The 18,931-nt window shown below is 65.0% G+C and carries 16 protein-coding genes; 8 read left to right on the top strand and 8 right to left on the bottom strand.

Features of this window, described 5'->3' with window-relative positions:
* Nucleotides 1-226 precede the first annotated feature (226 nt).
* From ACF8O7_RS04935 to ACF8O7_RS04915, 5 genes are all read left to right on the top strand, one after another.
* Nucleotides 227-1,744, top strand: coding sequence for an ATP-binding cassette domain-containing protein (locus tag ACF8O7_RS04935; protein ID WP_392442621.1), 1,518 nt, complete (start codon nucleotides 227-229; stop codon nucleotides 1,742-1,744).
* 35 nt (nucleotides 1,745-1,779) lie between these two features.
* Complete coding sequence (locus ACF8O7_RS04930) at nucleotides 1,780-2,184, top strand: hypothetical protein (protein WP_012203525.1); 405 nt, start codon at nucleotides 1,780-1,782, stop codon at nucleotides 2,182-2,184.
* Between the two features lie 197 nt (nucleotides 2,185-2,381).
* The gene (locus ACF8O7_RS04925) at nucleotides 2,382-3,056 is read left to right on the top strand and encodes a response regulator transcription factor (protein ID WP_017405435.1); all 675 of its coding nucleotides are present in this window, start codon (nucleotides 2,382-2,384) and stop codon (nucleotides 3,054-3,056) included.
* The gene (locus ACF8O7_RS04920; RefSeq protein ID WP_392442618.1) at nucleotides 3,053-4,504 is read left to right on the top strand and encodes an ATP-binding protein; all 1,452 of its coding nucleotides are present in this window, start codon (nucleotides 3,053-3,055) and stop codon (nucleotides 4,502-4,504) included. Before ACF8O7_RS04925 ends, ACF8O7_RS04920 begins: the two co-directional genes overlap by 4 nt.
* 168 nt (nucleotides 4,505-4,672) lie before the next feature.
* Nucleotides 4,673-5,704, top strand: a complete 1,032-nt coding sequence (locus tag ACF8O7_RS04915; RefSeq protein ID WP_392442615.1) for a sensor domain-containing diguanylate cyclase — start codon at nucleotides 4,673-4,675, stop codon at nucleotides 5,702-5,704.
* A gap of 100 nt (nucleotides 5,705-5,804) precedes the next feature.
* Here ACF8O7_RS04915 and ACF8O7_RS04910 read toward each other — a convergent pair whose 3' ends face one another.
* Nucleotides 5,805-7,412, bottom strand: a complete 1,608-nt coding sequence (locus ACF8O7_RS04910; protein ID WP_016447912.1) for a methyl-accepting chemotaxis protein — start codon at nucleotides 7,410-7,412, stop codon at nucleotides 5,805-5,807.
* A gap of 442 nt (nucleotides 7,413-7,854) precedes the next feature.
* Here ACF8O7_RS04910 and ACF8O7_RS04905 point away from each other — a divergent pair, with 442 nt between their 5' ends.
* Complete coding sequence (locus ACF8O7_RS04905; protein WP_126312482.1) at nucleotides 7,855-8,388, top strand: DUF2939 domain-containing protein; 534 nt, start codon at nucleotides 7,855-7,857, stop codon at nucleotides 8,386-8,388.
* Nucleotides 8,389-8,420: 32 nt separating this feature from the next.
* On the opposite strand, the gene ACF8O7_RS04900 is transcribed toward ACF8O7_RS04905, so the two are convergent.
* The 3 genes from ACF8O7_RS04900 to ACF8O7_RS04890 all read right to left on the bottom strand — a co-directional run bounded on the left by ACF8O7_RS04900 (nucleotide 8,421) and on the right by ACF8O7_RS04890 (nucleotide 9,739).
* Complete coding sequence (locus ACF8O7_RS04900) at nucleotides 8,421-8,645, bottom strand: hypothetical protein (protein WP_026062392.1); 225 nt, start codon at nucleotides 8,643-8,645, stop codon at nucleotides 8,421-8,423.
* Nucleotides 8,646-8,668: 23 nt separating this feature from the next.
* Nucleotides 8,669-9,292 (bottom strand): glutathione transferase, encoded by a 624-nt coding sequence (gene yfcF, locus ACF8O7_RS04895; RefSeq protein WP_392442612.1) that lies wholly within the window; start codon nucleotides 9,290-9,292, stop codon nucleotides 8,669-8,671.
* Nucleotides 9,293-9,400: 108 nt separating this feature from the next.
* Entirely contained in the window at nucleotides 9,401-9,739 is a 339-nt protein-coding gene (locus ACF8O7_RS04890; RefSeq protein WP_392442709.1) for a hypothetical protein, read from the bottom strand.
* 813 nt (nucleotides 9,740-10,552) lie between these two features.
* Between ACF8O7_RS04890 and ACF8O7_RS04885 the strand changes: the two genes are divergently transcribed.
* Nucleotides 10,553-11,890 carry a methyl-accepting chemotaxis protein gene (locus ACF8O7_RS04885; protein ID WP_392442610.1) on the top strand — a complete coding sequence of 446 codons (1,338 nt, stop codon included), beginning with the start codon at nucleotides 10,553-10,555 and terminating at the stop codon, nucleotides 11,888-11,890.
* Nucleotides 11,891-11,902: 12 nt separating this feature from the next.
* On the opposite strand, the gene ACF8O7_RS04880 is transcribed toward ACF8O7_RS04885, so the two are convergent.
* Entirely contained in the window at nucleotides 11,903-12,571 is a 669-nt protein-coding gene (locus tag ACF8O7_RS04880; RefSeq protein ID WP_047326072.1) for a hypothetical protein, read from the bottom strand.
* A gap of 106 nt (nucleotides 12,572-12,677) precedes the next feature.
* Between ACF8O7_RS04880 and ACF8O7_RS04875 the strand changes: the two genes are divergently transcribed.
* Complete coding sequence (locus ACF8O7_RS04875) at nucleotides 12,678-13,250, top strand: helix-turn-helix domain-containing protein (RefSeq protein WP_225971056.1); 573 nt, start codon at nucleotides 12,678-12,680, stop codon at nucleotides 13,248-13,250.
* Nucleotides 13,251-13,269: 19 nt separating this feature from the next.
* Here the strand turns inward: ACF8O7_RS04875 and ACF8O7_RS04870 are convergent, their stop codons facing one another.
* The 3 genes from ACF8O7_RS04870 to ACF8O7_RS04860 all read right to left on the bottom strand — a co-directional run bounded on the left by ACF8O7_RS04870 (nucleotide 13,270) and on the right by ACF8O7_RS04860 (nucleotide 17,933).
* Entirely contained in the window at nucleotides 13,270-14,028 is a 759-nt protein-coding gene (locus tag ACF8O7_RS04870; protein ID WP_016453216.1) for a DUF2182 domain-containing protein, read from the bottom strand.
* Nucleotides 14,029-14,037: 9 nt separating this feature from the next.
* The gene (locus ACF8O7_RS04865) at nucleotides 14,038-15,519 is read right to left on the bottom strand and encodes a tyrosinase family protein (RefSeq protein WP_212645002.1); all 1,482 of its coding nucleotides are present in this window, start codon (nucleotides 15,517-15,519) and stop codon (nucleotides 14,038-14,040) included.
* Between the two features lie 344 nt (nucleotides 15,520-15,863).
* On the bottom strand, nucleotides 15,864-17,933 hold the full coding sequence (locus ACF8O7_RS04860; RefSeq protein ID WP_392442605.1) for an IPTL-CTERM sorting domain-containing protein: 2,070 nt from the start codon (nucleotides 17,931-17,933) through the stop codon (nucleotides 15,864-15,866).
* Nucleotides 17,934-18,931: the final 998 nt, after the last annotated feature.

Here is an 18,931-nt window from a genome sequence, read left to right as displayed (position 1 = left end):
GGGGAATTCAACCGGCCAGTGGCTGGCGATTCCTGCATTCGTGCGGCAATGTGATGGTTGTATTCTGTGAATTCGCGTCCTTTTGCGTTAGCGGTGTTTCAAATTGTGACGATTTGAGATAGAGCGAATACGCTTAGACTGCCGGCCCATCCAGGCGGGCGTGCACCGTTCTGGTTTCAGGAAGAAGCGCCCGCAAGGGCCCATGGCAAAACAGGAAGGGCATGCTTTGAAGCAGGACTACAGCTTGCAGGCGGCGGGTTTGGGCGCATCGTTCGGCGCGCGCGTCATCCTGGCTGAGGTGGACTTCACGCTGCCCACCCACGGCATCACGGCCCTGCTGGGCCCCAGCGGCTCGGGCAAGTCCACGCTGCTGCGCACGCTGGCCGATCTCAATGCCGCCAATCCGCGCTTTCGCCGCTGGGGCAGCGTGCGCTACGCGGGCCAGGAATGGACCGGCGCCATGCAGGCGCCGCGCCTGGTGCAGCAGCAGGCCCGGCTGATGATGGCCAGCACCTTCGACGCCATCGTCGAGCTGGCCCGGCCCCGCCTCAAGCTCGTGCCGCATGCGCTGCGCGACTGGTGCCGCGCGCAGGTGCAGGCCTTCGGCTTTCCCGAGCTTGCGCTGATGTTCGACCAGCCGGCGCTGCAGCTGTCCCCCGTGCAGCAGCGTGCCGTGGCCATCCTGCGCGAAGCGCTGGCCGAGCCGGCCCTGTTGATGGTGGACGAGCCCACGGCAGAGCTTGAGGGCTACGAGGCCTTCGTGCTGCTGGAGCTGCTGCGCCAGGTGGCCCAGCGCACGGCCGTGCTGATGAGCACGCACCACCAGCAGCACGCACAGGCCGTGGCGCAGGGCATGCTGCTGCTGGCCGGCGGCCGCATTGCCGAGGCGCAATCCATGGAAGCCTTCCAGCGTGCGCCGCTGTCGCTGGCGGGCCAGCAGTTCCTGCGCACCGGCAGCTGTGCCGTGGCCTCGCCCGATGCGCGGGCCGAAGACCTGGAGGAGGGCGTGCCCCTGCCTCCTCCGCTGCCTGCAGCGGCCGTGGCCGCGATCTCCGAATTCCTGTCGGACGCAGTGGCCGCCGAGCCTGCATCCGAACCCATGCCTGCATCTGCGCCCGCGCCTGCACCCGCGCCTGCACCCGTCCCTGCGCCGGTACCAGCACCCGCGCCCGCACCTGCACCCGCTGCCGCAGCCCGGCCGCGCGCCGTCAATCCCTCCGTGCTGGTGGACTGGCAGCCGCTGGTGGCCGACCCGCAGGCCGTGCCGGCCAGCCGTGGCCCCAGCGGCTTTGCCTGGCTGGTGCCGGGCCGGCTGGCGGGCGCGCCGCAACCGGGCGTGGTGCAGTCCATGGACTTCGACCTGAAGGCCCTGCGCGGCTGCGGCGTCACCGTGCTGATCACGCTGACCGAAAACGACCTGCCGCAGGAGCCGCTGCAGCGCCATGGCCTGCGCAACCTGCACCTGCCGGTGCGGGACCACGAATCACCGTCGGTGGCCCAGATCCAGATGCTGCTGGCGCGCATGTCGGCCATGCTGCGCGCGGGCGAGGTGCTGGCCGTGCACTGCCTGGCCGGCCTGGGCCGCACGGGCACGGTGCTGGCCGCATGGCTGGTGCGCGAGGGCCTCACCGCCGACGAGGCGCTGCGCCGCGTGCGCCTCATCGATGCCCAGTACGTGCAGTCCCAGGCCCAGGAGGACCTGCTGTATGCGTACGAAGTGGCACTGCTGCTGAAGATGGGCTGACCGATCACATCCATTCACAAAAAAGGAAAGCTGCAATGAGCCTGGATAACGTTTTGAGCGAGGTGGCCGGTTCGGTGCCCGAATGTCTGGCCATCGGCTATGTGGATGCCGCCTCCGGCATGCTGCTGGCCATCCGCACGGTGGACTCGCATCCGCGCGAAGTCATCGATCTCGTGGCCGCTGCCACGGCCGACCTGTTCAACGGCCCCAACGTCTCGATGATCGAGAGCCTGTTTAAGAAGTCGCGCGGCCTCAAGGACGACGGCCACCACTACTTCCAGGAACTCATCGTCAACAGCGACAACCTCATCCACGTCTTCCTGCGCGGCAAGCTCATGCCCGACTACGTGGCCGTCTTCGTCTGCCGGCGCACGGCCAACCTGGGCATGGCGCTGACCAAGGCCCGCATGGCCATGCCGAAGATTGAAGCGGCGGTGTGATCGCCGCTCACCCCCTGAGTCGCTGCGCGCCTTCCCCCTCTCTAATCGCTTAGCGAAGGAGGGGGACGACAGCCTCGCGGCGGGGCGGCGCGGCCGGCTTAGGCCCTTGCTCGCTGTCCCCGACGTTTGAGCGCGCCAGTTTCGGGCGGCATGTGCCTCAGAACTGAGCCAGCCGTCCAGGGAGCTATTCTTCTGCCATGCGCTTACTGCTTGTCGAAGATGACGCCATGATCGGCGAGGCCGTGCAGACCCTGCTGCGCGGCGAGGGCCATGCGGTGGACTGGGTCCGTGACGGCCTGCAGGCCGATGCGGCCCTGTGCCCCGGCCCGGGTGGCGGCCATGGCTATGACATGGTGCTGCTGGACCTGGGCCTGCCGGGGCAGGACGGTTTGCAGGTGCTGCGCCGCCTGCGCGGGCGCCGCGACCGCACGCCGGTGCTGGTGGCCACGGCGCGCGATGCCGTGCGCGACCGCATTGCCGGGCTGGATGCGGGGGCCGACGACTACGTGGTCAAACCCTATGACCTGGACGAGCTGCTCGCGCGGCTGCGTGCGCTGGCGCGCCGGGCGTCGGGCGCAATGGATCCGCTATACGAGCGCGAAGGCGTGCGGCTCAATCCCGCCACGCGCGAGGCCAGTGTCGAGGGGCGCGACGTGGTGCTCTCGGGCCGCGAATGGGCGGTGCTGGAGACGCTGCTGGCGCGCCCGGGCAGCACGCTGTCGCGCCAGCAGATCGAGGACAAGCTCTACGGCTGGGGCGACGAGGTCAGCAGCAACGCCATCGAGGTCTACATCCACGGCCTGCGCAAGAAGCTGGGCGCGGGGCTGATCCTCAATGTGCGCGGCGTGGGCTACATGGTGCCCAAGCCATGACGGCGCCGGCTTCCTCTGTCATCGCCCGGCTGCGCGGCCGCCTGCCCGGCGCACTGGGCACGCGGCTGCTCCTGTTCCTGGGGGCGGCCATCGTGCTCACCGCGCTGCTGCAGGGCCTGCTGGCCTACCGCAACGCGCTGCTGCAGACCGACACCCTGTTCGACTACCAGATGCAGCAGACCGCCTTTGCGCTGCGCGCCGGCCTGCCGGTGGATGCGCGCGGCAGGCCCCAGGGCACGCCGCCCGAGGATGAGAACCACGAATTCATCGTCCAGGTCTGGACCAACGAGGGCCTGCGCATTTTCGAGTCCGCGCTGGGTGCGGCATTGCCGCAGATGGCCGTGCTGGGCTTTGCCGATGTGCCCGCGCGCGGCACCGTCTACCGCGTGTTCTCGCTGCAGACGCGCTCGCAGGTGATCCAGGTGGCGCAGGACATGCGCGTGCGCCGCACGCTGGCGCGCGATGCCGCCTGGCAAAGCCTGCTGCCCATCGCCTTGCTGGCGCCCGTGCTGGCGCTGGCCGTGTGGTGGGTGGTGCGCAGTTCGCTGGCGCCCGTGCAGCGCGTGCGCCGCGAGCTGGCCGCGCGCCGCCCGCAGGACCTGGCCCCCGTGCCGGCCGAGGGCCTGCCCGACGAGGTGCGGCCCCTGGTGGCCGAGCTCAACGCGCTGCTGCAGCGCGTGGGCCAGGCCTTCGAAGCGCAGCAGCACTTCGTGGCCGACGCCGCGCACGAGCTGCGCTCTCCGCTGGCCGCGCTCAAGCTGCAACTGGTGGCCTTGCAGCGCGCGCCCGATGTGGCCGCGCATGACGAGGCCGTGCAGCGTCTTTCGGCCGGCATAGACCGGGCCACACGGCTCGTCGAACAATTGTTGACATTGGCGCGGCAGGAAGCCCAAGGCACGGTACAAGGCACGGCCCCCGGCGTGCAAGGCATGCAGGGCCGGCACGACGCTGCCACGGCCGCACCTGCCGACGTGGACCTGCGCGAGGTGGTGGAGCAGGCCCTGGCCGACCAGGCCGTGGCCGCCCAGCAGCATGGCCTGGACATGGGCCTGAGCGAGTCCCCGCAACTGCGGCAGTCCTTTGCCGTGGCGGGCGACGCACAGTCCTTGCAGATGCTGGTGCGCAACCTGCTGGACAACGCCGTCAAGTACGTTCCGCAAGGCGGCCGCGTCGATGTCGGCTGGCGCAGCGATGCCCAGGGCCGCGCGCTGGTGGTCGAGGACTCGGGCCCCGGCATTGCCGAAAGCGAGCGCGAACTGGTGCTGCGGCGCTTTGTGCGCGGGCCTTCAGCGGCTTCTGCGGGCCAGCAGGCGCAGGGCAGCGGACTGGGCCTGGCCATCGTGCAGACCATTGCCCAGCGGCATGGAGCACGCCTGCTGCTCGACCGCTCGCCCACGCTGGGTGGCCTGCGCGTGCAGGTGATATGGCCGCCTGTGTCGGCCTGCTGACAGCGGCGCGTGGCGCGCAGGCTTATCGGCCTGCAGCGCGGCCGGGATGCTTCCCGCCTGCGTCTGGCCGGGTCACAATCCCCAAATTGGTGCCGGCCCGCCTGCCTTCCCATTCCCTCATCAGGCGCGCGGGCAGTCTGCTTCCGTCGTCATTTCGAGAGGTATTTCATGGAGTCCCTTGTCCAGCGCCTGTCCCAGTCCGTGACCCAGGCGCATTCTCTGGAAGAGTTGACGCGGCCCCTGCTGCAAATGCTCGAAGAGAGTACGCATCTGGAGTCCACCTATCTCACCACCATCAACGAAGAACAGGGCCAGCAGCGCGTGCTGTACGCGCGCAACGCGAGCGAGATGCAGATTCCCGAAGGCCTGGTCGTCCCCTGGGGCGACACGCTGTGCAAGCGCGCCCTGGACGAAGGCCGCATGTACACGCCCGATGTCGGTGCCTGCTGGGGCGACTCCGAGGCCGCGCGTGAACTGGGCATTCGCACCTACGCCAGCGCCCCGGTACGCTTTTCCGACGGCCAGCTCTACGGCACGCTGTGCGCGGCCAGCAAGACCTCCCAGGCGTTGAGCACCGAGGCCCAGGGCCTGCTGCGCCTGTTCGCCAACCTCATCGCCGAGCGCGTGGAGCGCGAGCAGCTCATCACCAGCCTGAGCAAGGCCAACCAGGAGCTGGCGGCACTGGCCTTGCTGGACCCGCTGACCGGCCTGCCCAACCGGCGCTGCCTCACCGACGAGCTGGGCCGGCTGATTGCGCGCTGCGCACGCAGCCAGGAATGCGTGGTGGTGGGCTTCATCGACCTGGACCGCTTCAAGAACGTGAACGACGAGCACGGCCACGAGGCCGGCGACGCACTGCTGCGCGCCATGGGAGAGCGCCTGTCCTCCCATCTGCGCAGCGCCGACATGCTGGGGCGCTTCGGCGGTGACGAGTTCGTCTTCATCGGCGTGGGCCCGCTGTTCGGCAGCGAGGCCGACGCCGTATCGCGCGACCTGCAGCAGCGCCTGTCGGAGGCCTCGGTCATGAAGGTCGAGCTGCCCGATGGCAAGACGCTGGACTACGGCGGCGCCAGCGTGGGCGTGGTCTGCCTGCGGCCGGACTCCATTGACGCCGACGACGCGCTGCAAAAGGCCGATGCGGCCATGTACCGCGTCAAGATGGCGCGCAGCCGCGGCGCCAGGGGCACCGCGCTGCATTGAGCCAGCCGCAGGCACTGGCCCGGCGGCCAGGGCCTGTTGCTGCCTTGCTCTGGCCTGTCTGGCGGCTTCTCGCGCGCGCTCTTTCTTGTTTCTTTCCGTCTCAGCCTGCTGCCAGCATGGGCTGCCTGCGCTGCAGCTCCACGGCGGCATGCTGATGGCCGCTTGCCGCCTCCAGCTTGAAGGCGCCCACCGTGCGCACCAGGTCGCCGGCCTGGCCGCGCAGGCTGGAGGCCGCGGCGGCCATCTCCTCCACCAGCGCCGAGTTCTGCTGGGTGGCCTGGTCCATCTGCGTGACCGCCTGGCCGATCTGGGCCACGCCCGAGCTTTGCTCGGAACTGGCGGCGCTGATCTCGCCCATCAGATCCGTCACGCGGCGTATGGCGTCCACCACCTCGGCCATGGTCGTGCCGGCCTGGTCGGCCAGCGCGCTGCCGTTGTGCACGCGGCTGGTGCTGTCGGTGATGAGCTGCTTGATCTGCTTGGCGGCCTCGGCACTGCGGCTGGCCAGGCCGCGCACCTCGGTGGCCACCACGGCAAAGCCTCGGCCCTGTTCGCCGGCGCGTGCCGCTTCCACGGCCGCGTTCAACGCCAGGATGTTGGTCTGGAAGGCAATGCCATCGATCACGTTGATGATGTCGGCGATCTGCCGGCTCGATTCGCTGATGCCGCGCATGGTATCGACCACCTGCCGCACGACTTCGCCGCCCTGCTCGGCCACGGTGGAGGCGCCCAGGGCCAGCTGGTTGGCCATCTGCGCGTTGTCGGCGTTCTGGCGCACGGTGGAGCTGAGCTGCTCCATGGAGGCTGCCGTCTGCTGCAGCGCGCTGGCCTGGCTTTCGGTGCGCGAGGACAGGTCCTGGTTGGCCTGCGCGATCTGTCCGCTGGCCGCCGCCACGCTGACCGATCCCTGGTGCACCTGGCGCACCACGCCGCGCAGCCCCTCCTGCATGGTCTGCAGTGCGCGCAGCAGCATGGACACCTCGTCCTTGCCGCGCACATCGATGTGCCGCGTCAGGTCTCCCGCCGCCACGGCATCGGCCGTATGGATGGCCTGTCGCAGCGACCGCGCCATGTTGCGGATGATGGACCAGCCCAGCAGCACTCCCAGCAGCACGCCCCCGATGATGGAGCCCACGGCCACCGCAAAAATCACCTGGTACAGCGATTGCGCGGCCTCGTATTCCTCCTTGGCGACGCGGGTCTGCAGCGCGGTCAGCTGCACGATCACATCACGCAGCGGCGCGTACAGCGCCTCGTCCTTGTCGATCAGCAGCTGCCGGGCCAGCTCCAGGTCACCGGACAGCAGCGCCTGCTGGGCCGGTTTCAGAAAGCCCTGCAGGAACAGCGCGCGCACGGCCTCGAAGCGGTCGGCCAGCTGCGCCTCTTCCTCTGTCATCCGGGTCTGCCGGAACGAGGCCCAGGCCTTGTTCACGTCGTTGATGTTGGTCTGTATCTCCTGCTGCTTTTGCTGCGTGTATTCGGGCAGGTGCACGGCAATGGCGCCCGAGACCGCATTGCGGTTGCGCAGCAGCAGGCGCTGCACTTCCAGCAGATCGCCCAGTGCGACCAGGCGCTCTTCATAGACCACCTTGAATCGGCGGTTGGACTCGCTGATTCCATAAAGCCCGAAAGCGCCGATCACGATCATGAGCAGTGAGAGAAAACCAATCAAGGCGGTCAGGCGAGTCGATAACTTGAAATTATTCATACTGCGTCCTTTGCATGCATTGCGGATGGTTGGTGGGTACTCGCGTTGTCAGGCCGCCCCGTGATGGCTCACATCTCTCGCAAAAAGAACTCGGTCGTGAAAATGAGATTTCATTCACGGGAAATGCCCGGTCTGCACAAAGGCTCACAGGCATCCGGAAACGGCGATGCTGGCTTGCCGATGGCCTGCGTGGCCAATGGCGATCCATGTTGTATTGGTTTGTAAACTATTTGTTACAAACTATAGTATGAATCGGATGGGACAGGCAATACCAGCTTTTCAGGTATTCGCCCTGGCCTGATAGGGGTTCTCTGCCCATTGCTGCGGCAGGAAGAGACGGCCTGTGCCCGGGGCCGTCCCTGGCCGGCGCCGCGCGCCGGACGGGCCCGCCTAGAATCCGCGTTTGCGCGTGGCCCCTGGCCTGCCTTCACGAAAGAGATCCATGAAACCCAAAACCCTTGCCCGCGTGCTGGCCGCCCTCTGCGTGGCTGCGGCCGGACTGCTCTATGCATCGCCCTATATCGCCCTGCACCAGATCGGCAAGGCCGTGGAGCGCCGCGACGCCCAGGCCCTGTCCGGCTACGTGGACTTCCCTGCGCTGCGCGAAAGCATCAAGGGCCAGATGATGGCCAGGCTGCAATCCCAGATGGGCGGCTCGGGCGACAGCGCCTCCAACCCCCTGGCCGGCTTTGGCCAGCAACTGGCCCAGGGCCTGGTCAGCCAGTTCACCGAGGCGCTGGTCTCGCCCGACGGCGTCATGCTCATGCTGGAAAAAGGCAAGCCCGGCAAACCCACGGACGTGGCCGCCGCAGGCGTGGGCGTGGACACCCAGGGCGGGCCGCCGCGCAAGGACTACTCCGTGGAGTACCAGGGCTGGTCCAAGGTCTTCGTGCACCCGCGCGGCGAGCCGGGCGGCTTCATCTTCAGGCGTGAAGGCCTGATGGGATGGAGGCTGGTGGCCGTGAAGATGGATTGAGGGGCGCGGGCAGGCGCCAGCACCCTGGCGCCTCAGCCTTGATGCAGCACCTTCATCACATGGCGCTTGCCCAGCCGCAGTGCGCGGGCATCGGCCTCCTGCCGCGTGTCGCAGCCCTGGTCTTCGGTGACCGCTCCCAGGGCCTTGCCGCTGGCCACCTCCAGCAGCGTGGCGCGCGGCAGCCAGGCGCCGGGCGTGACATCGCTGGGCAGTGATGCTGGCGTGATCCGCACGCCCATGTAGAGAAGACTGTCCATGGCCTGCCAATATCCCGGGGGGCTCAGCCTGCCAGCGGCGGGCGCGGCAGGGCCAGCCACTGCTGGATGGCGGGGTGCTGCCACTGCCGGCGCGCATAGGCGGCCAGCGGCGCAGGCACGGCGTCGCCGTTGAGCACCAGGCGGTTGAGCATCAGCGCCAGGTCCACATCGGCAATCGACCACGGGCCGGCGATGTGGTCGTCCTCCGAGCGGATGAAGGCTCCGGCCACCGAAAACAGCTTGCGCGCCGCCGCCTGGCCCGCATCCGACAGCGGCGTGGGCGTGGGGCGGTAGAACACCACCTCGGTGCTGCGCTCCGAGCGCAAGGCCATCAGATCGCTGCGCAGCCAGGCCTGGACCTGGCGCACACGGGCGCGCGCCTGCGCATCCTCGGGATAGAGCCGGGCGCCGCCAAAGCGGTCCTGCAGGTACTCGCAAATCGCCGAAGACTCCGACAGGCTGAAATCGCCATCCACCAGCGTAGGCACCCGTGCCGTCAGTGACGCGGCCACATAGTCCGCCCCGGTGTTCTGTCCCGCCGAAAGGTCCAGCGTGCGCAGCTCGAAGTCAATCCCCTTGACCTTCAGCGACACGAACACGGACAGGGCATAGGGAGAGGCGAATTGCGAATCGGCGTACAGCAGCATGAGGGCCTTCCAGGGAAACTGCATGGGGATGGGGGCACCGATGGTAGCCGAGTGGGCAGCTGGATGACCGGGCCGGCCATGCCCAGGCCCAGGCCCGCAGTCCCGCGATCACACCTTCAGTGACCGCTCGATATCCGTCAGCTTGTAGCGGGCCAGGGCGAGGTTGCCACGGGCCTTGTCCAGCACCAGGTAAAGAAACAGCCCGGGGCTGTTGGGGATGAGGCGGATCAAATGGCATTGGTCGCCCAGGGTGATCAGGATATCTTCGATGCCCTTGCGCAGTCCCAGCGACTCCATGGTCTTGAGCTTGGCCCGCACCACCTGGGTATTGCCTGCCGCAGCAAGCTCCAGATCCACGCCGCTGCCCGCCTGGGCCAGGCACATCCCGCTTTGATGGTCCACCAGGGCCGCCGCCATGGCGCCTTCGATGGAAATAATGGATTGCATGGATTGGGACAGATTGCTTGACATTGAAACTTCTCTTTTTCTGGAATCGGTGTTGTCACCGGATGAAAATCGGGCTGAGAGCTTTTGCAGCTCTTCGATCAAAACAAACCAAAGTGTTTCTGAACTGCTGTCCGGTAATCGGTAAAGCTGAATGGATTCATGGTGCGGCATCCGCATTTGCTTGAGCGCTATTTCTTCCATGATGGCGCTTGGCATCAGAAAAATGCGTACGCAACGCACGGCCTCATTCAATGCTCTCTGAAACAATTCCCTGGCCTGATGAACGGCGCCGGGGCCGATCAGCAGTACCAAGGCGCCCGGCGCCGAGGGCTCGCACAGCGGCTCATCCCTCCCCGGAGGTCCGCCCCAGTCGATGACAGGGGCGCTTTCCGAGTCCGCCAGCCTCACGGCAACCCGCGGCTTGCCGGGGGCGTACGCCACGCCCAGCTTGGCCAGGGCGCGGCCGCCCAGGCTGGAAGTCAAATCGATCACCCGAACGCCACAAGACATTTTTCAAGCACACAAGACAGAGGACACCGCCAGGCGACGGAATGCTGCGAACTCTATATCAATTAGTTACATGTGTTTCTTGCTGCTTGAAAGACTTGGGTGGAAAAAGGGAATTGGATGCCTTGAGAAAATGCAAACAATTGTGAATTGAAGGGCAATTTTTTTATTTCTGTAGGCATCTTCTGACAGAAAGTGCACGTCAATGCGAAGAGTGCAGAAAATAGCAAACAGATACAATCGTTGCCAGACCAGCCCATTGTCGGGCGCCAATCACCCATTCAGCGCTGAATAACAAGGGCTTCCATGCGCGGCATCCGCTCCATCCTGTCCAGGCTCGGCCTGCGTTCCGATTCCCCAAGCTCCCAACTGAAGGCCTTGTACAGCACCCAGGCCGTCCTCGAGCTCGATCCCCAGGGCCACATCCTCTTCGCCAACGCGCAGTTTCTGGACCTCATGGGCTATGAGCTGGACGAGCTGCGCGGGCAGCACCACCGCATCTTCCTGGATCCGGCGGATGCGCAGGCCAGGGACTATCGGGACTTCTGGGCACGGCTTGCGCGCGGGCAGGCCTTTGTGGGCCGGTGCCGGCGCATCGACCACCAGGGACGTGAGGTCTGGCTGCAGGCCAACTACAGCCCCGTGCTCGACAGCCGTGGACAGGTGCTGCGGGTCGTCAAGTACGCCATGGATATCTCGGCCGAAGTGCTGCGCGATGCCGAAGCCAGCAGCCAGCTGGCGGCGGTAGGCAGGGCCCAGGCTGTGATCGAGTTCGGTCTGGACGGCAGCATCCTGCGCTGCAACCGCAATTTTCTGGAGGCCATGGGCTATGCATCCGAAGACGAGCTGGTCGGCCGGCACCACAGCATGTTCGTGGCCCCGCAGGAGCGCAGCTCGGCCGAGTACGCGGCCTTCTGGTCGCACCTTTCGCAGGGCAAGCACTACCGGGGCCAGTTTCGGCGCATAGGGCGCCTGGGCAACGATGTCTGGATCGAGGCCAACTACAGCCCCGTGCTCAACCAGTCCGGCCAGCCCTTCAAGGTGGTGAAGTACGCCACCGACATCACGCAGCGCTACGAGGCCACGCGCCTGGTGCAATCGGCTTTCGAGCAACTGCAGCAATTGGTGCGCGACAGCGCTGCCCAGGCGCATGACGCGCATGCCCAGGCGCGGGACGTGACGCGCATTGCCCAGCGCGGCGACGTGGCCCTGGACAGCGCGGTCGACGCCATGTCCAGCATCTCCAGCAACTCCCGTCGCATCGGCGAGATGGTGGGCCTGATCGATGGCATTGCCTTCCAGACCAATCTGCTGGCGCTCAACGCCGCCGTCGAAGCCGCGCGTGCGGGCGAGCAGGGGCGCGGGTTCGGTGTCGTGGCCGGCGAAGTGCGCAGCCTGGCCCAGCGCTGCGCCGAGGCGGCCAGGGAGGTCAAATCCGTCATCGGCGCGTCTGCGGCCAGCGTGCAGCTGGGCTTCGAGCGTGTGAATGAATCGGGCGACATGATGAAGCAGATGCGCGCGGCTGCCGTGAATGCCAGCGACATCATGGACACCATCATCCAGGCCTCGCAGGCGCAGGACACGCGCCTGGGCGAGGTGCGCGAAGCCGTGCTGAGGCTGGAGAACGTCGTCGTCCAGAGCTGAGCCGCGCCCCGCTCATCCCAGGCGGCCCATGCCGCCTTCAAAGATATGGCGCACGTCGCGCAGGACCGGCGAGCCCCAGCCATCACGGTGCTCGCCATGCAGGGCGGCGGCCACGAAAACGATCTCCGTCAGCTGCGCAATGCGCGCCGCCATGCCGTGCGCAACGACATGGGTCTCCGTGTCCTGGCGATGGCCCATCTGCATCAGAGCCTGTGCCAGCTGCTGGGCCTCGTAGTTGGCCTGGCGGGCCAGCTCGCGCCACTGTGCGGGCGCGGGATCGGCAACGCTCTCCGCCTGCAGCCTGGCCAGCGTGTCACGGGGAAAAACGATGTGGTCCGCCGGCGTTTCAGAGATCTGTGAGAGCGCCTGCGCCGCCTCGGCCAGTAGGCCGGAGCGCGGGGCGGATTCCGCATGGCCGGGCACCAGGCGCGCCGCGTTGATGCAGGCCGCCACGTCAAAGGCCATGTTCTGCGGGTCCTGCAGGTCCTGCGATGAGTCGGCCTGCGCGGCACTGCGGGCCACACCGCTGGCGATGCGCAGCAGGCGGTCGGATTCGACGCCGTGCCGGTGGTCTTCGGCGGTCATCGCGGCCTGCCGGAGCGCTTCAGCCGCCTGCTGAAACAGCGCGCGGTACGCCGCAGCGAGCTTCTTGCGCGACGGTTTGGCGGCGGAGTGCTTCATGGACCTCCTTCGTGCAACGTACAGGCGCGCAAAGGAGCCGCCTGAGGGGTCAGGTAGTATTTGAAGTCAAGGTCTACAAGGTACATCGACTATTGCGCGGAAATCCGTGGTCGTCAACAAGATGAATGCAGAAATCCGTGTAATTTTTGGTGAACGCCTTCGTCAGGAGCGCGAGCGTCTCGGCCTGTCTCAAGCGGACATGGCCAAGCTGGGCGGCACCAAAATGCGCACTTATCAGGACTGGGAGCGTGACGTGGCAACCGTCAGCGCCGAGTTTCTTGCACGGATTTCTGCGCATGGCCTGGACATTTCCTTTGTGCTGACCGGCCTCCGCTCGTTTGATCCGAACGCCATCCAGCATGAGCGCCCCGAACCCACCCTTGCCGCCCGCCTGCAACAGGAACGCCAGCGCCTGAACCTCAGCGAAGCCGAACTCGCCCGCAAGGCCGGCCAAGCCAAACAGGTCCTGCAGCAATTCGAGTCCGGCGCCCTCGTCCCCGACGCCACGGCGCTGCAGCAATTGCACCTTGCCGGCGTCGATATCGGCTACGTGCTGCTGTCCCTGCGCTCCCATGCGCCCGACGCCGATGTACAGGCACTGCTGGCGCATTACGGCAAGGCGACGGACGCCGGGCGCGCGCTGGTGCGAGGGGTGGCGGAGCTGGCCGGGCGGGGGTGAGGCTCACCCTCCACAAGGTTCAGTGTCTTGTCGCCCGGCCCAGCGACGTGCGCGGCTTGCCGTGCAGAAGGCGCCGCAGGACATAGGGCAGGCGCCAGGCGGGCCGCAGCGATGGGCCTGTGCGCTCCACAAAGAGCAAAACGGCAGCAACAGCCATGGCCGGCAGGTGCCAGGCCGCGGGAAAGGCGAAGGGCGCCAGCATCCACGGCCAGCATGCCGTGGCGCATGCCACGCCGGTTCGCAGTCCGTGCTGCAGGCTGTCCCGGTTGGCCGTGGGGCCGCTGGCGGCCACGGGGTACAGCCTGTGGCAGGCATTGTGGGCGCGTGTTCCTGCGGGCGATGAACTCCACAGGACTGCCACGGCAATGCAGGCAAGAATGAGCGCGGGATGCGCTGCTGCGTGCAAGAGGGCGGCAAGCGGCACCATGACCAGCCCGGCTGCCATCCACACCAGCGCATAGCCCGCAAGCAGCAGGCCCGCCGCCGGCAGGCGCCGGCGGGCCACGCTCGATCGCATGGCGTGGCGCACCTGCCGCAGTGCCAGCAGCGGCATCATGGCCAGGACCATGGCCAGCCATGCCACACCGAGGATGCCGAGCGTGTGCCCGTCCAGCACCAGCGGCGACAGGTCGGCCAGCGTGACCGAGGACAGCGAGCCGCACAGCGACAGGCCGGGCGTGGCAGGCGGGCTGATGGCCAGGCTGATGAAGCCTGCCCCCGACACGGCCATCAGTGCTGGCGCGGGAGCGGTCCGCAGGTCTCTCAGCAGCGCGTCCATACGCGGGCCTTAGCGGGTGGCGTCCTGTGCGACCACGCTCACGCGGTCCACGGTGATTTCGCGCCCGGGGTCGGCTTCGGGCTGTTCGATGGCCACGTTCAACTGGTCCAGACTGCCGCCTGCGTCCAGGATGGCCTGCGTGGCATCGGTGATGTCGATGGTGGCGCCCAGTCCGTTGCCTCCATGCGGTCCGTCGCTGGCCGAGGCCTTGGCCAATCCGAACAGGGCGACGGTGTCTGCATGCCGCGCTGCCGCCCCGGGCGAGCCGATGGAGACCGTCAGCACGCCGCTGGGCGCATTGCCGCGAATGCCTTCCAGGTGAAGAAAGTAGCGCTGTGGCCGCGGCAGCGCGGCGCCTGCCTGCAGCAACTCGACCTTTGCGGCACCGGGGTCCGCGATCGATACGGTGGTCAGCCGCGGCGTGCGGCCCACGATGACCCGCTCCGCATTGGAGCCCAGTACACGCGGCGCGGGCGGCGGGACCGTCGAGAATTCTGCGGGCATGTCGATCTCCTGCGGTGTAAGGCCTGCCGTGCTGGCCGTGAGCGTGGTGGCGCCCGTGCCGCTGGTCAGATTGTCATAGTCAGGGGCCAGCGCACCGCCAGGCAGGGTTTCACCCGGATCATAGGAGGCCAGCTTTCCTTCGGTGTCCGGCATGACGAAGCCGCGGCCGGCAGGTCCGTTGCTCCAGGCGGCGCTGTTGTCCTGGATGTTGCCGGGCTGGGTCAGCCAGGCGGCCCAAAGCCGGTCCACATTGCAATGGTGCACCCAGAAAATCGGGTCCAGGGCGGCATAGTCGGGGTCTGACATGAATCCATAGGGCTCCTGCAGTCCGCCGACCATGATGTGAACCAGATTGTGCGGATTGGATTCAATGGCGCCAGTGTCGCTGCCGTCATGGGAAAAGGCGGTGATGCCACCGCCGTATTCCAAGGTGCCGGGAGCGCTGGTGAAGCGGTGGTAGTCCTGGCAACCCAGCGTGATATCACGGGGAATGTCAGGCGTTGGTCCCAGGCGCTTTGACCCATTGCGCCTGGCCTTGGCCAGGAAATTGGGAGAACCATCCGGCAATTTCTCTTCCAGGAAAGCCTGGGGTATGTTGCGTGCGGCCTGATTGCTGGAATTCAGGTAGTTCCAATAGGGAAGCGCCCAGTCGGCAGGGCCACCAAGCTCCTTGACGGTCTTCGCCACAATGGCTTCGAATGCGGCGAGATAGCCGCGATGCCAGGGAAGAAAGTACCAGGTGCCATGCTGGCATTGGTCCCACATCTCCTCGGTTTCGGAGTTGGGTGGCAAGGGGTCCTTGGCCGAAAGCACGCCGGCACTGATCCAGCCGCTCTTGTTGATGCCATGAATGGCGGCAAGATATCTCCAGCTGGTCCTGTCCGTAATGGGAAGAGAGTAAAGGTGCCCCACGGCTTTGGAATACCAGATTAGCGTTTCATTCCAGACAGTTCCACCTTGATTGACATCACGACGAATTCCAGTCATTGCGTTCTCCTCCATGAAAGTTGGAGACTGGAGTGTATGAAGGCGGATTTTATTTTGCAAGGAATTGTTTTTTTATTGTGTCGGGTAGGGCATTCCAATTGATATTGAGATCGCATTCACATTGTGATCATCTCAATGGGATTGAATTGAGGATTTACAGTATTGACCCATGGTAGGCATTGAGTCAGCTGACGGCGACGATTTTTTGTGTTGGAGCCGGGTTCTGGGTTCTTGCCATGGAGCTATCAAGGAAATGCATTGAGGGACGGCAGAGAGCGGTAAGCCCGGTTGCTCGCTTCGCGGTCGGTGAAATGAAAAAAGCCACCCGAAGGTGGCTTTTGTTTTCAGCCCTGGCGGCGGCGCATTCTTGCGATGCCGAACATGGCCAGAAGGGACGACAGCGCGATGATGCCCCATTCAGACAGGGTGGGAATCGCCGCAGTGCTGGCGGGTGCTGCCAGCAGTGCAAAGCCTCCCGGATCCTGGATGGATTGGTTGGCTATGCCGTCGTTGTCGCCGAGCCCGCCGTCGGTCAGCGTCAACGTGGCGCTCAGCCGGTCCGATGCCAGCACAGCACGGTTGGCAGGCAGTTGGTACCAGTGTGGTTGAGCACATGCTGCGCCTTGGCAGTTGAAACCATCAGGGCTGGGGCCGTACTTCATGTATACCGCGCCTGCAGGCACCGGTGTGCTGAAGTTCAGGGTGACGGTTGCATCGCTGCCCAGGTTGCCGCTGCTGAGATTCAGCGAGAGCAGTCCAGAGGGGAAAGTCACGCCTTGCGGAGCGGTCGCGGGTGGCGTGGTGCTGAAGCTGGCGTTGCTCACCTGCCAACCGTTGGCTGTCTGCAGTGCGACCATTGCCTTGCTGCCTCCAGCGGTGGACCAGGGGGCTTCGCAGCTGTTGGCGCTGCCGCCGTTCAAGCCCTGGCACTGCCAGGTGTATTTGCCACTGGCGCTGGAGATCGCCGTAGCCGTGCCCGCGCTGCACAGGCCCGCTGCAGGGGCCAGTGCCGTGGCTTGGCCCGCCGCCGTGCCACAAGCGCCAGCGACTGGCACCTGTACATCAACGTTGTGCACGGTTCCTGTCGCGAAGCCCCCTGCAATGGGCTTGGCTGCTGCGGTGCTCTCGATGCCGGTGCCGCTGCTGTTGAGGTCCAGGCGCAGGCTGCCCGTGCCGCTGATGGCAGTGACGGGTACAGTCCATGTGATGCCGTTGTCGGCACTGGATGGCGTGCCCATCGTGCCGGTGGCGGTGCCTGTAGTGGTCAGCGCGAAATCGGTGCCATCCACTCCGTTGACCGCTTCGCTGAAGGTCACTGCGAAATTGATGCTTGTGGCGCTGGCTGATGGTGTGCCCTGCGGGGCAATCGATGCCACCGAGGGTCCACCCGGCGTGGCACTGGCGACGACGTTGCCGAGGAAGTCACCCCAGATCCAGAAAGAAGAGGCGCCGGCTGCGGCAGATATCGTCTTGGTTTCCGTATCGGTGGCGACATCAATGACATGGACTGTGCCATTCGATGTAATGGCATACAACGCCGCATCGTTTGCCGAGATACCAAGCCCTGTAATGGTAGATGCTGGACCGTTCAGTGTGATCGAGGTTTGCGTTGAGGTGTTAGCAGTGTCAACAATGTGGAGTACATTATTTCCTCCTCCGACATACAGCTTGCTGCCATTTTTGCGTACTGCGACTTTACTAGCGGCACCTTGAAGTCCAGTTATTGGTATCTGAGTAACCGAATTATCCGATAAGTTAAGCAGATAAACAATTGGGGCTGAATTGTTGGAAGCGTAAAGCTTTCCGCTGCCTGTGGGGTCATAAGCTAACCCATAACCATTAGTGGTGGTATTTGGGAACGTGGACAACGTGTTAGTTGCTGTGTCCAGTTTTTGGATTACCCCAGAATCGCACCGTACGTAAAGCGATGCGCCATCAGCGCTTAGTGCAGAGGCGATGGTCTGGCATCCGGTGCTCAGGCTGTTCGTTATCTGTTTTGTGGTGGCGTCAATGACATGCAGCTTTTGACCGGAGTAGTCACTGACATAAGCTATTGCGCCATTTAAAGAAAAAGTTATGGCTACAGAGCCTCCAGTACCATTGATTACTGTCTTCAGTGTGTTGTTTGTCGTGTCAATGACGCCTAGTTTGTTGTTTGATAGATATTGCCCGAACCACGACTCATTGTTGGCGCCTGGTCGCAATGCAAGAGTGTAGATGTTATTATTTAACGTTGCGTCCATGCTTGCTGGACTTAATGTGGTGGAAAGTTCGCCAGTCGCGGTATTGATGACCGAAATTGTTCTGCTGCCTGAATTGGGAATGTAGGCGTAATCGGCGGCGCTTACGGCACAGGCAATGAGTGAGAGCGAAGCGGCGGCGAGGACGTGCTGCGAAGAACGGCGCTGAATCATGTGTGGACACCTTTGAGGAAAACCCCTGAAAGCTTGCAATGCACGCCTTGAGGATTGGGGAGGCTGGAAAGAAGACTTGCTTAGACCGGAGGTTTGGGCCTTGGTCTCATAGTGAGACTTTTGCTACAAATTAGAACAAAAAGAAACATTCTGAATCTGAGCAAGTCTGAGCAGATCGCGTTGCCAGGCGCGTCTTCAGAAGGTGCTGGGGTAGGAGAGAGTTGCGGAACGCCACAACACATTAGTTCTTCCGCCACTGATCTTTAGTTTTTTCGGGGCGCGCCCGCGCTGCCCAGCGGCGAAGCGAGGCCTGCAGGAGCACACAGAACTTCCGGCGAAAGGCTGGCGCTGAATCACCATGCAGCCTTGCGGGCTGTGTCCTAACGTCGCATTGAGGGCGCCCCTGGCCGTGGGGCTGAGCGCACCCAAAATCAGCCAGCCGTGCAGAGTGACTGCCCTAGATCAGGCGCGAACGAGACCGAAGCCTCGGCTGGTGACCTCTGTGGAGTCGAAGGGAGGGAAGCTCCGCCTTCGTGGCACGATGGCGGGCCAGCCCTAGAGGGGAGCTTGACCAGGTCGGGCGCGGATGAGGAGCGAAGCCTCTGGCGATGACCTGTGCGGGGTGGTTTCGAGTACTCGGCCGACCTGCCTCACTGGCGCGATGAGGGGTGAGCATCTTTTGCATGGCTCAAATCGAGCCTGAGTGACGCGCTCCCGGGGACTTCGCGGCCACCATGCCGCCCGCTACAGGGAGGCTTATGCGAGACATCAGGGGCGCTTAGCGCTCCGTAGAAAGGCTTGCCCTCGCACAAGGACAGTTGTCGGCCAGAAGCTGCCGTTGGCAATGACTGCTTGGCTGACCGCTTTATTAGTCAACACCGCAGCAGCCTATGAGTCGGCATCGCGGTGAAGAGTGTCAAACGTTTGCCTAGCTTCCCGAAAGTGGTCTGCATTCTCGACGATCCACGTCCACAGCGGCACCATGCGCAGGAGCAACT

The sequence above is a fragment of the Delftia sp. WSY_16 genome (assembly GCF_043104415.1).
Taxonomy (GTDB): Bacteria; Pseudomonadota; Gammaproteobacteria; order Burkholderiales; family Burkholderiaceae_C; genus Comamonas; species Comamonas tsuruhatensis.
Note: the sequence above shows the minus strand (reverse complement) of the source record. Positions and strands in the feature narration are given on the sequence as shown.

Bases quoted from the DNA above. Each gene is read 5' to 3' on its own strand.
- ACF8O7_RS04930 (WP_012203525.1), top strand. From the start codon at position 1,780: ATGAGCCTGGATAACGTTTTGAGCGAGGTGGCCGGTTCGGTGCCCGAA.
- ACF8O7_RS04925 (WP_017405435.1), top strand. From the start codon at position 2,382: ATGCGCTTACTGCTTGTCGAAGATGACGCCATGATCGGCGAGGCCGTG.
- ACF8O7_RS04920 (WP_392442618.1), top strand. From the start codon at position 3,053: ATGACGGCGCCGGCTTCCTCTGTCATCGCCCGGCTGCGCGGCCGCCTG.
- ACF8O7_RS04915 (WP_392442615.1), top strand. From the start codon at position 4,673: ATGGAGTCCCTTGTCCAGCGCCTGTCCCAGTCCGTGACCCAGGCGCAT.
- ACF8O7_RS04910 (WP_016447912.1), bottom strand. From the start codon at position 7,412: ATGAATAATTTCAAGTTATCGACTCGCCTGACCGCCTTGATTGGTTTT.
- ACF8O7_RS04905 (WP_126312482.1), top strand. From the start codon at position 7,855: ATGAAACCCAAAACCCTTGCCCGCGTGCTGGCCGCCCTCTGCGTGGCT.
- ACF8O7_RS04900 (WP_026062392.1), bottom strand. From the start codon at position 8,645: ATGGACAGTCTTCTCTACATGGGCGTGCGGATCACGCCAGCATCACTG.
- yfcF (WP_392442612.1), bottom strand. From the start codon at position 9,292: ATGCTGCTGTACGCCGATTCGCAATTCGCCTCTCCCTATGCCCTGTCC.
- ACF8O7_RS04890 (WP_392442709.1), bottom strand. From the start codon at position 9,739: ATGCAATCCATTATTTCCATCGAAGGCGCCATGGCGGCGGCCCTGGTG.
- ACF8O7_RS04885 (WP_392442610.1), top strand. From the start codon at position 10,553: ATGCGCGGCATCCGCTCCATCCTGTCCAGGCTCGGCCTGCGTTCCGAT.
- ACF8O7_RS04880 (WP_047326072.1), bottom strand. From the start codon at position 12,571: ATGAAGCACTCCGCCGCCAAACCGTCGCGCAAGAAGCTCGCTGCGGCG.
- ACF8O7_RS04870 (WP_016453216.1), bottom strand. From the start codon at position 14,028: ATGGACGCGCTGCTGAGAGACCTGCGGACCGCTCCCGCGCCAGCACTG.
- ACF8O7_RS04865 (WP_212645002.1), bottom strand. From the start codon at position 15,519: ATGACTGGAATTCGTCGTGATGTCAATCAAGGTGGAACTGTCTGGAAT.
- ACF8O7_RS04860 (WP_392442605.1), bottom strand. From the start codon at position 17,933: ATGATTCAGCGCCGTTCTTCGCAGCACGTCCTCGCCGCCGCTTCGCTC.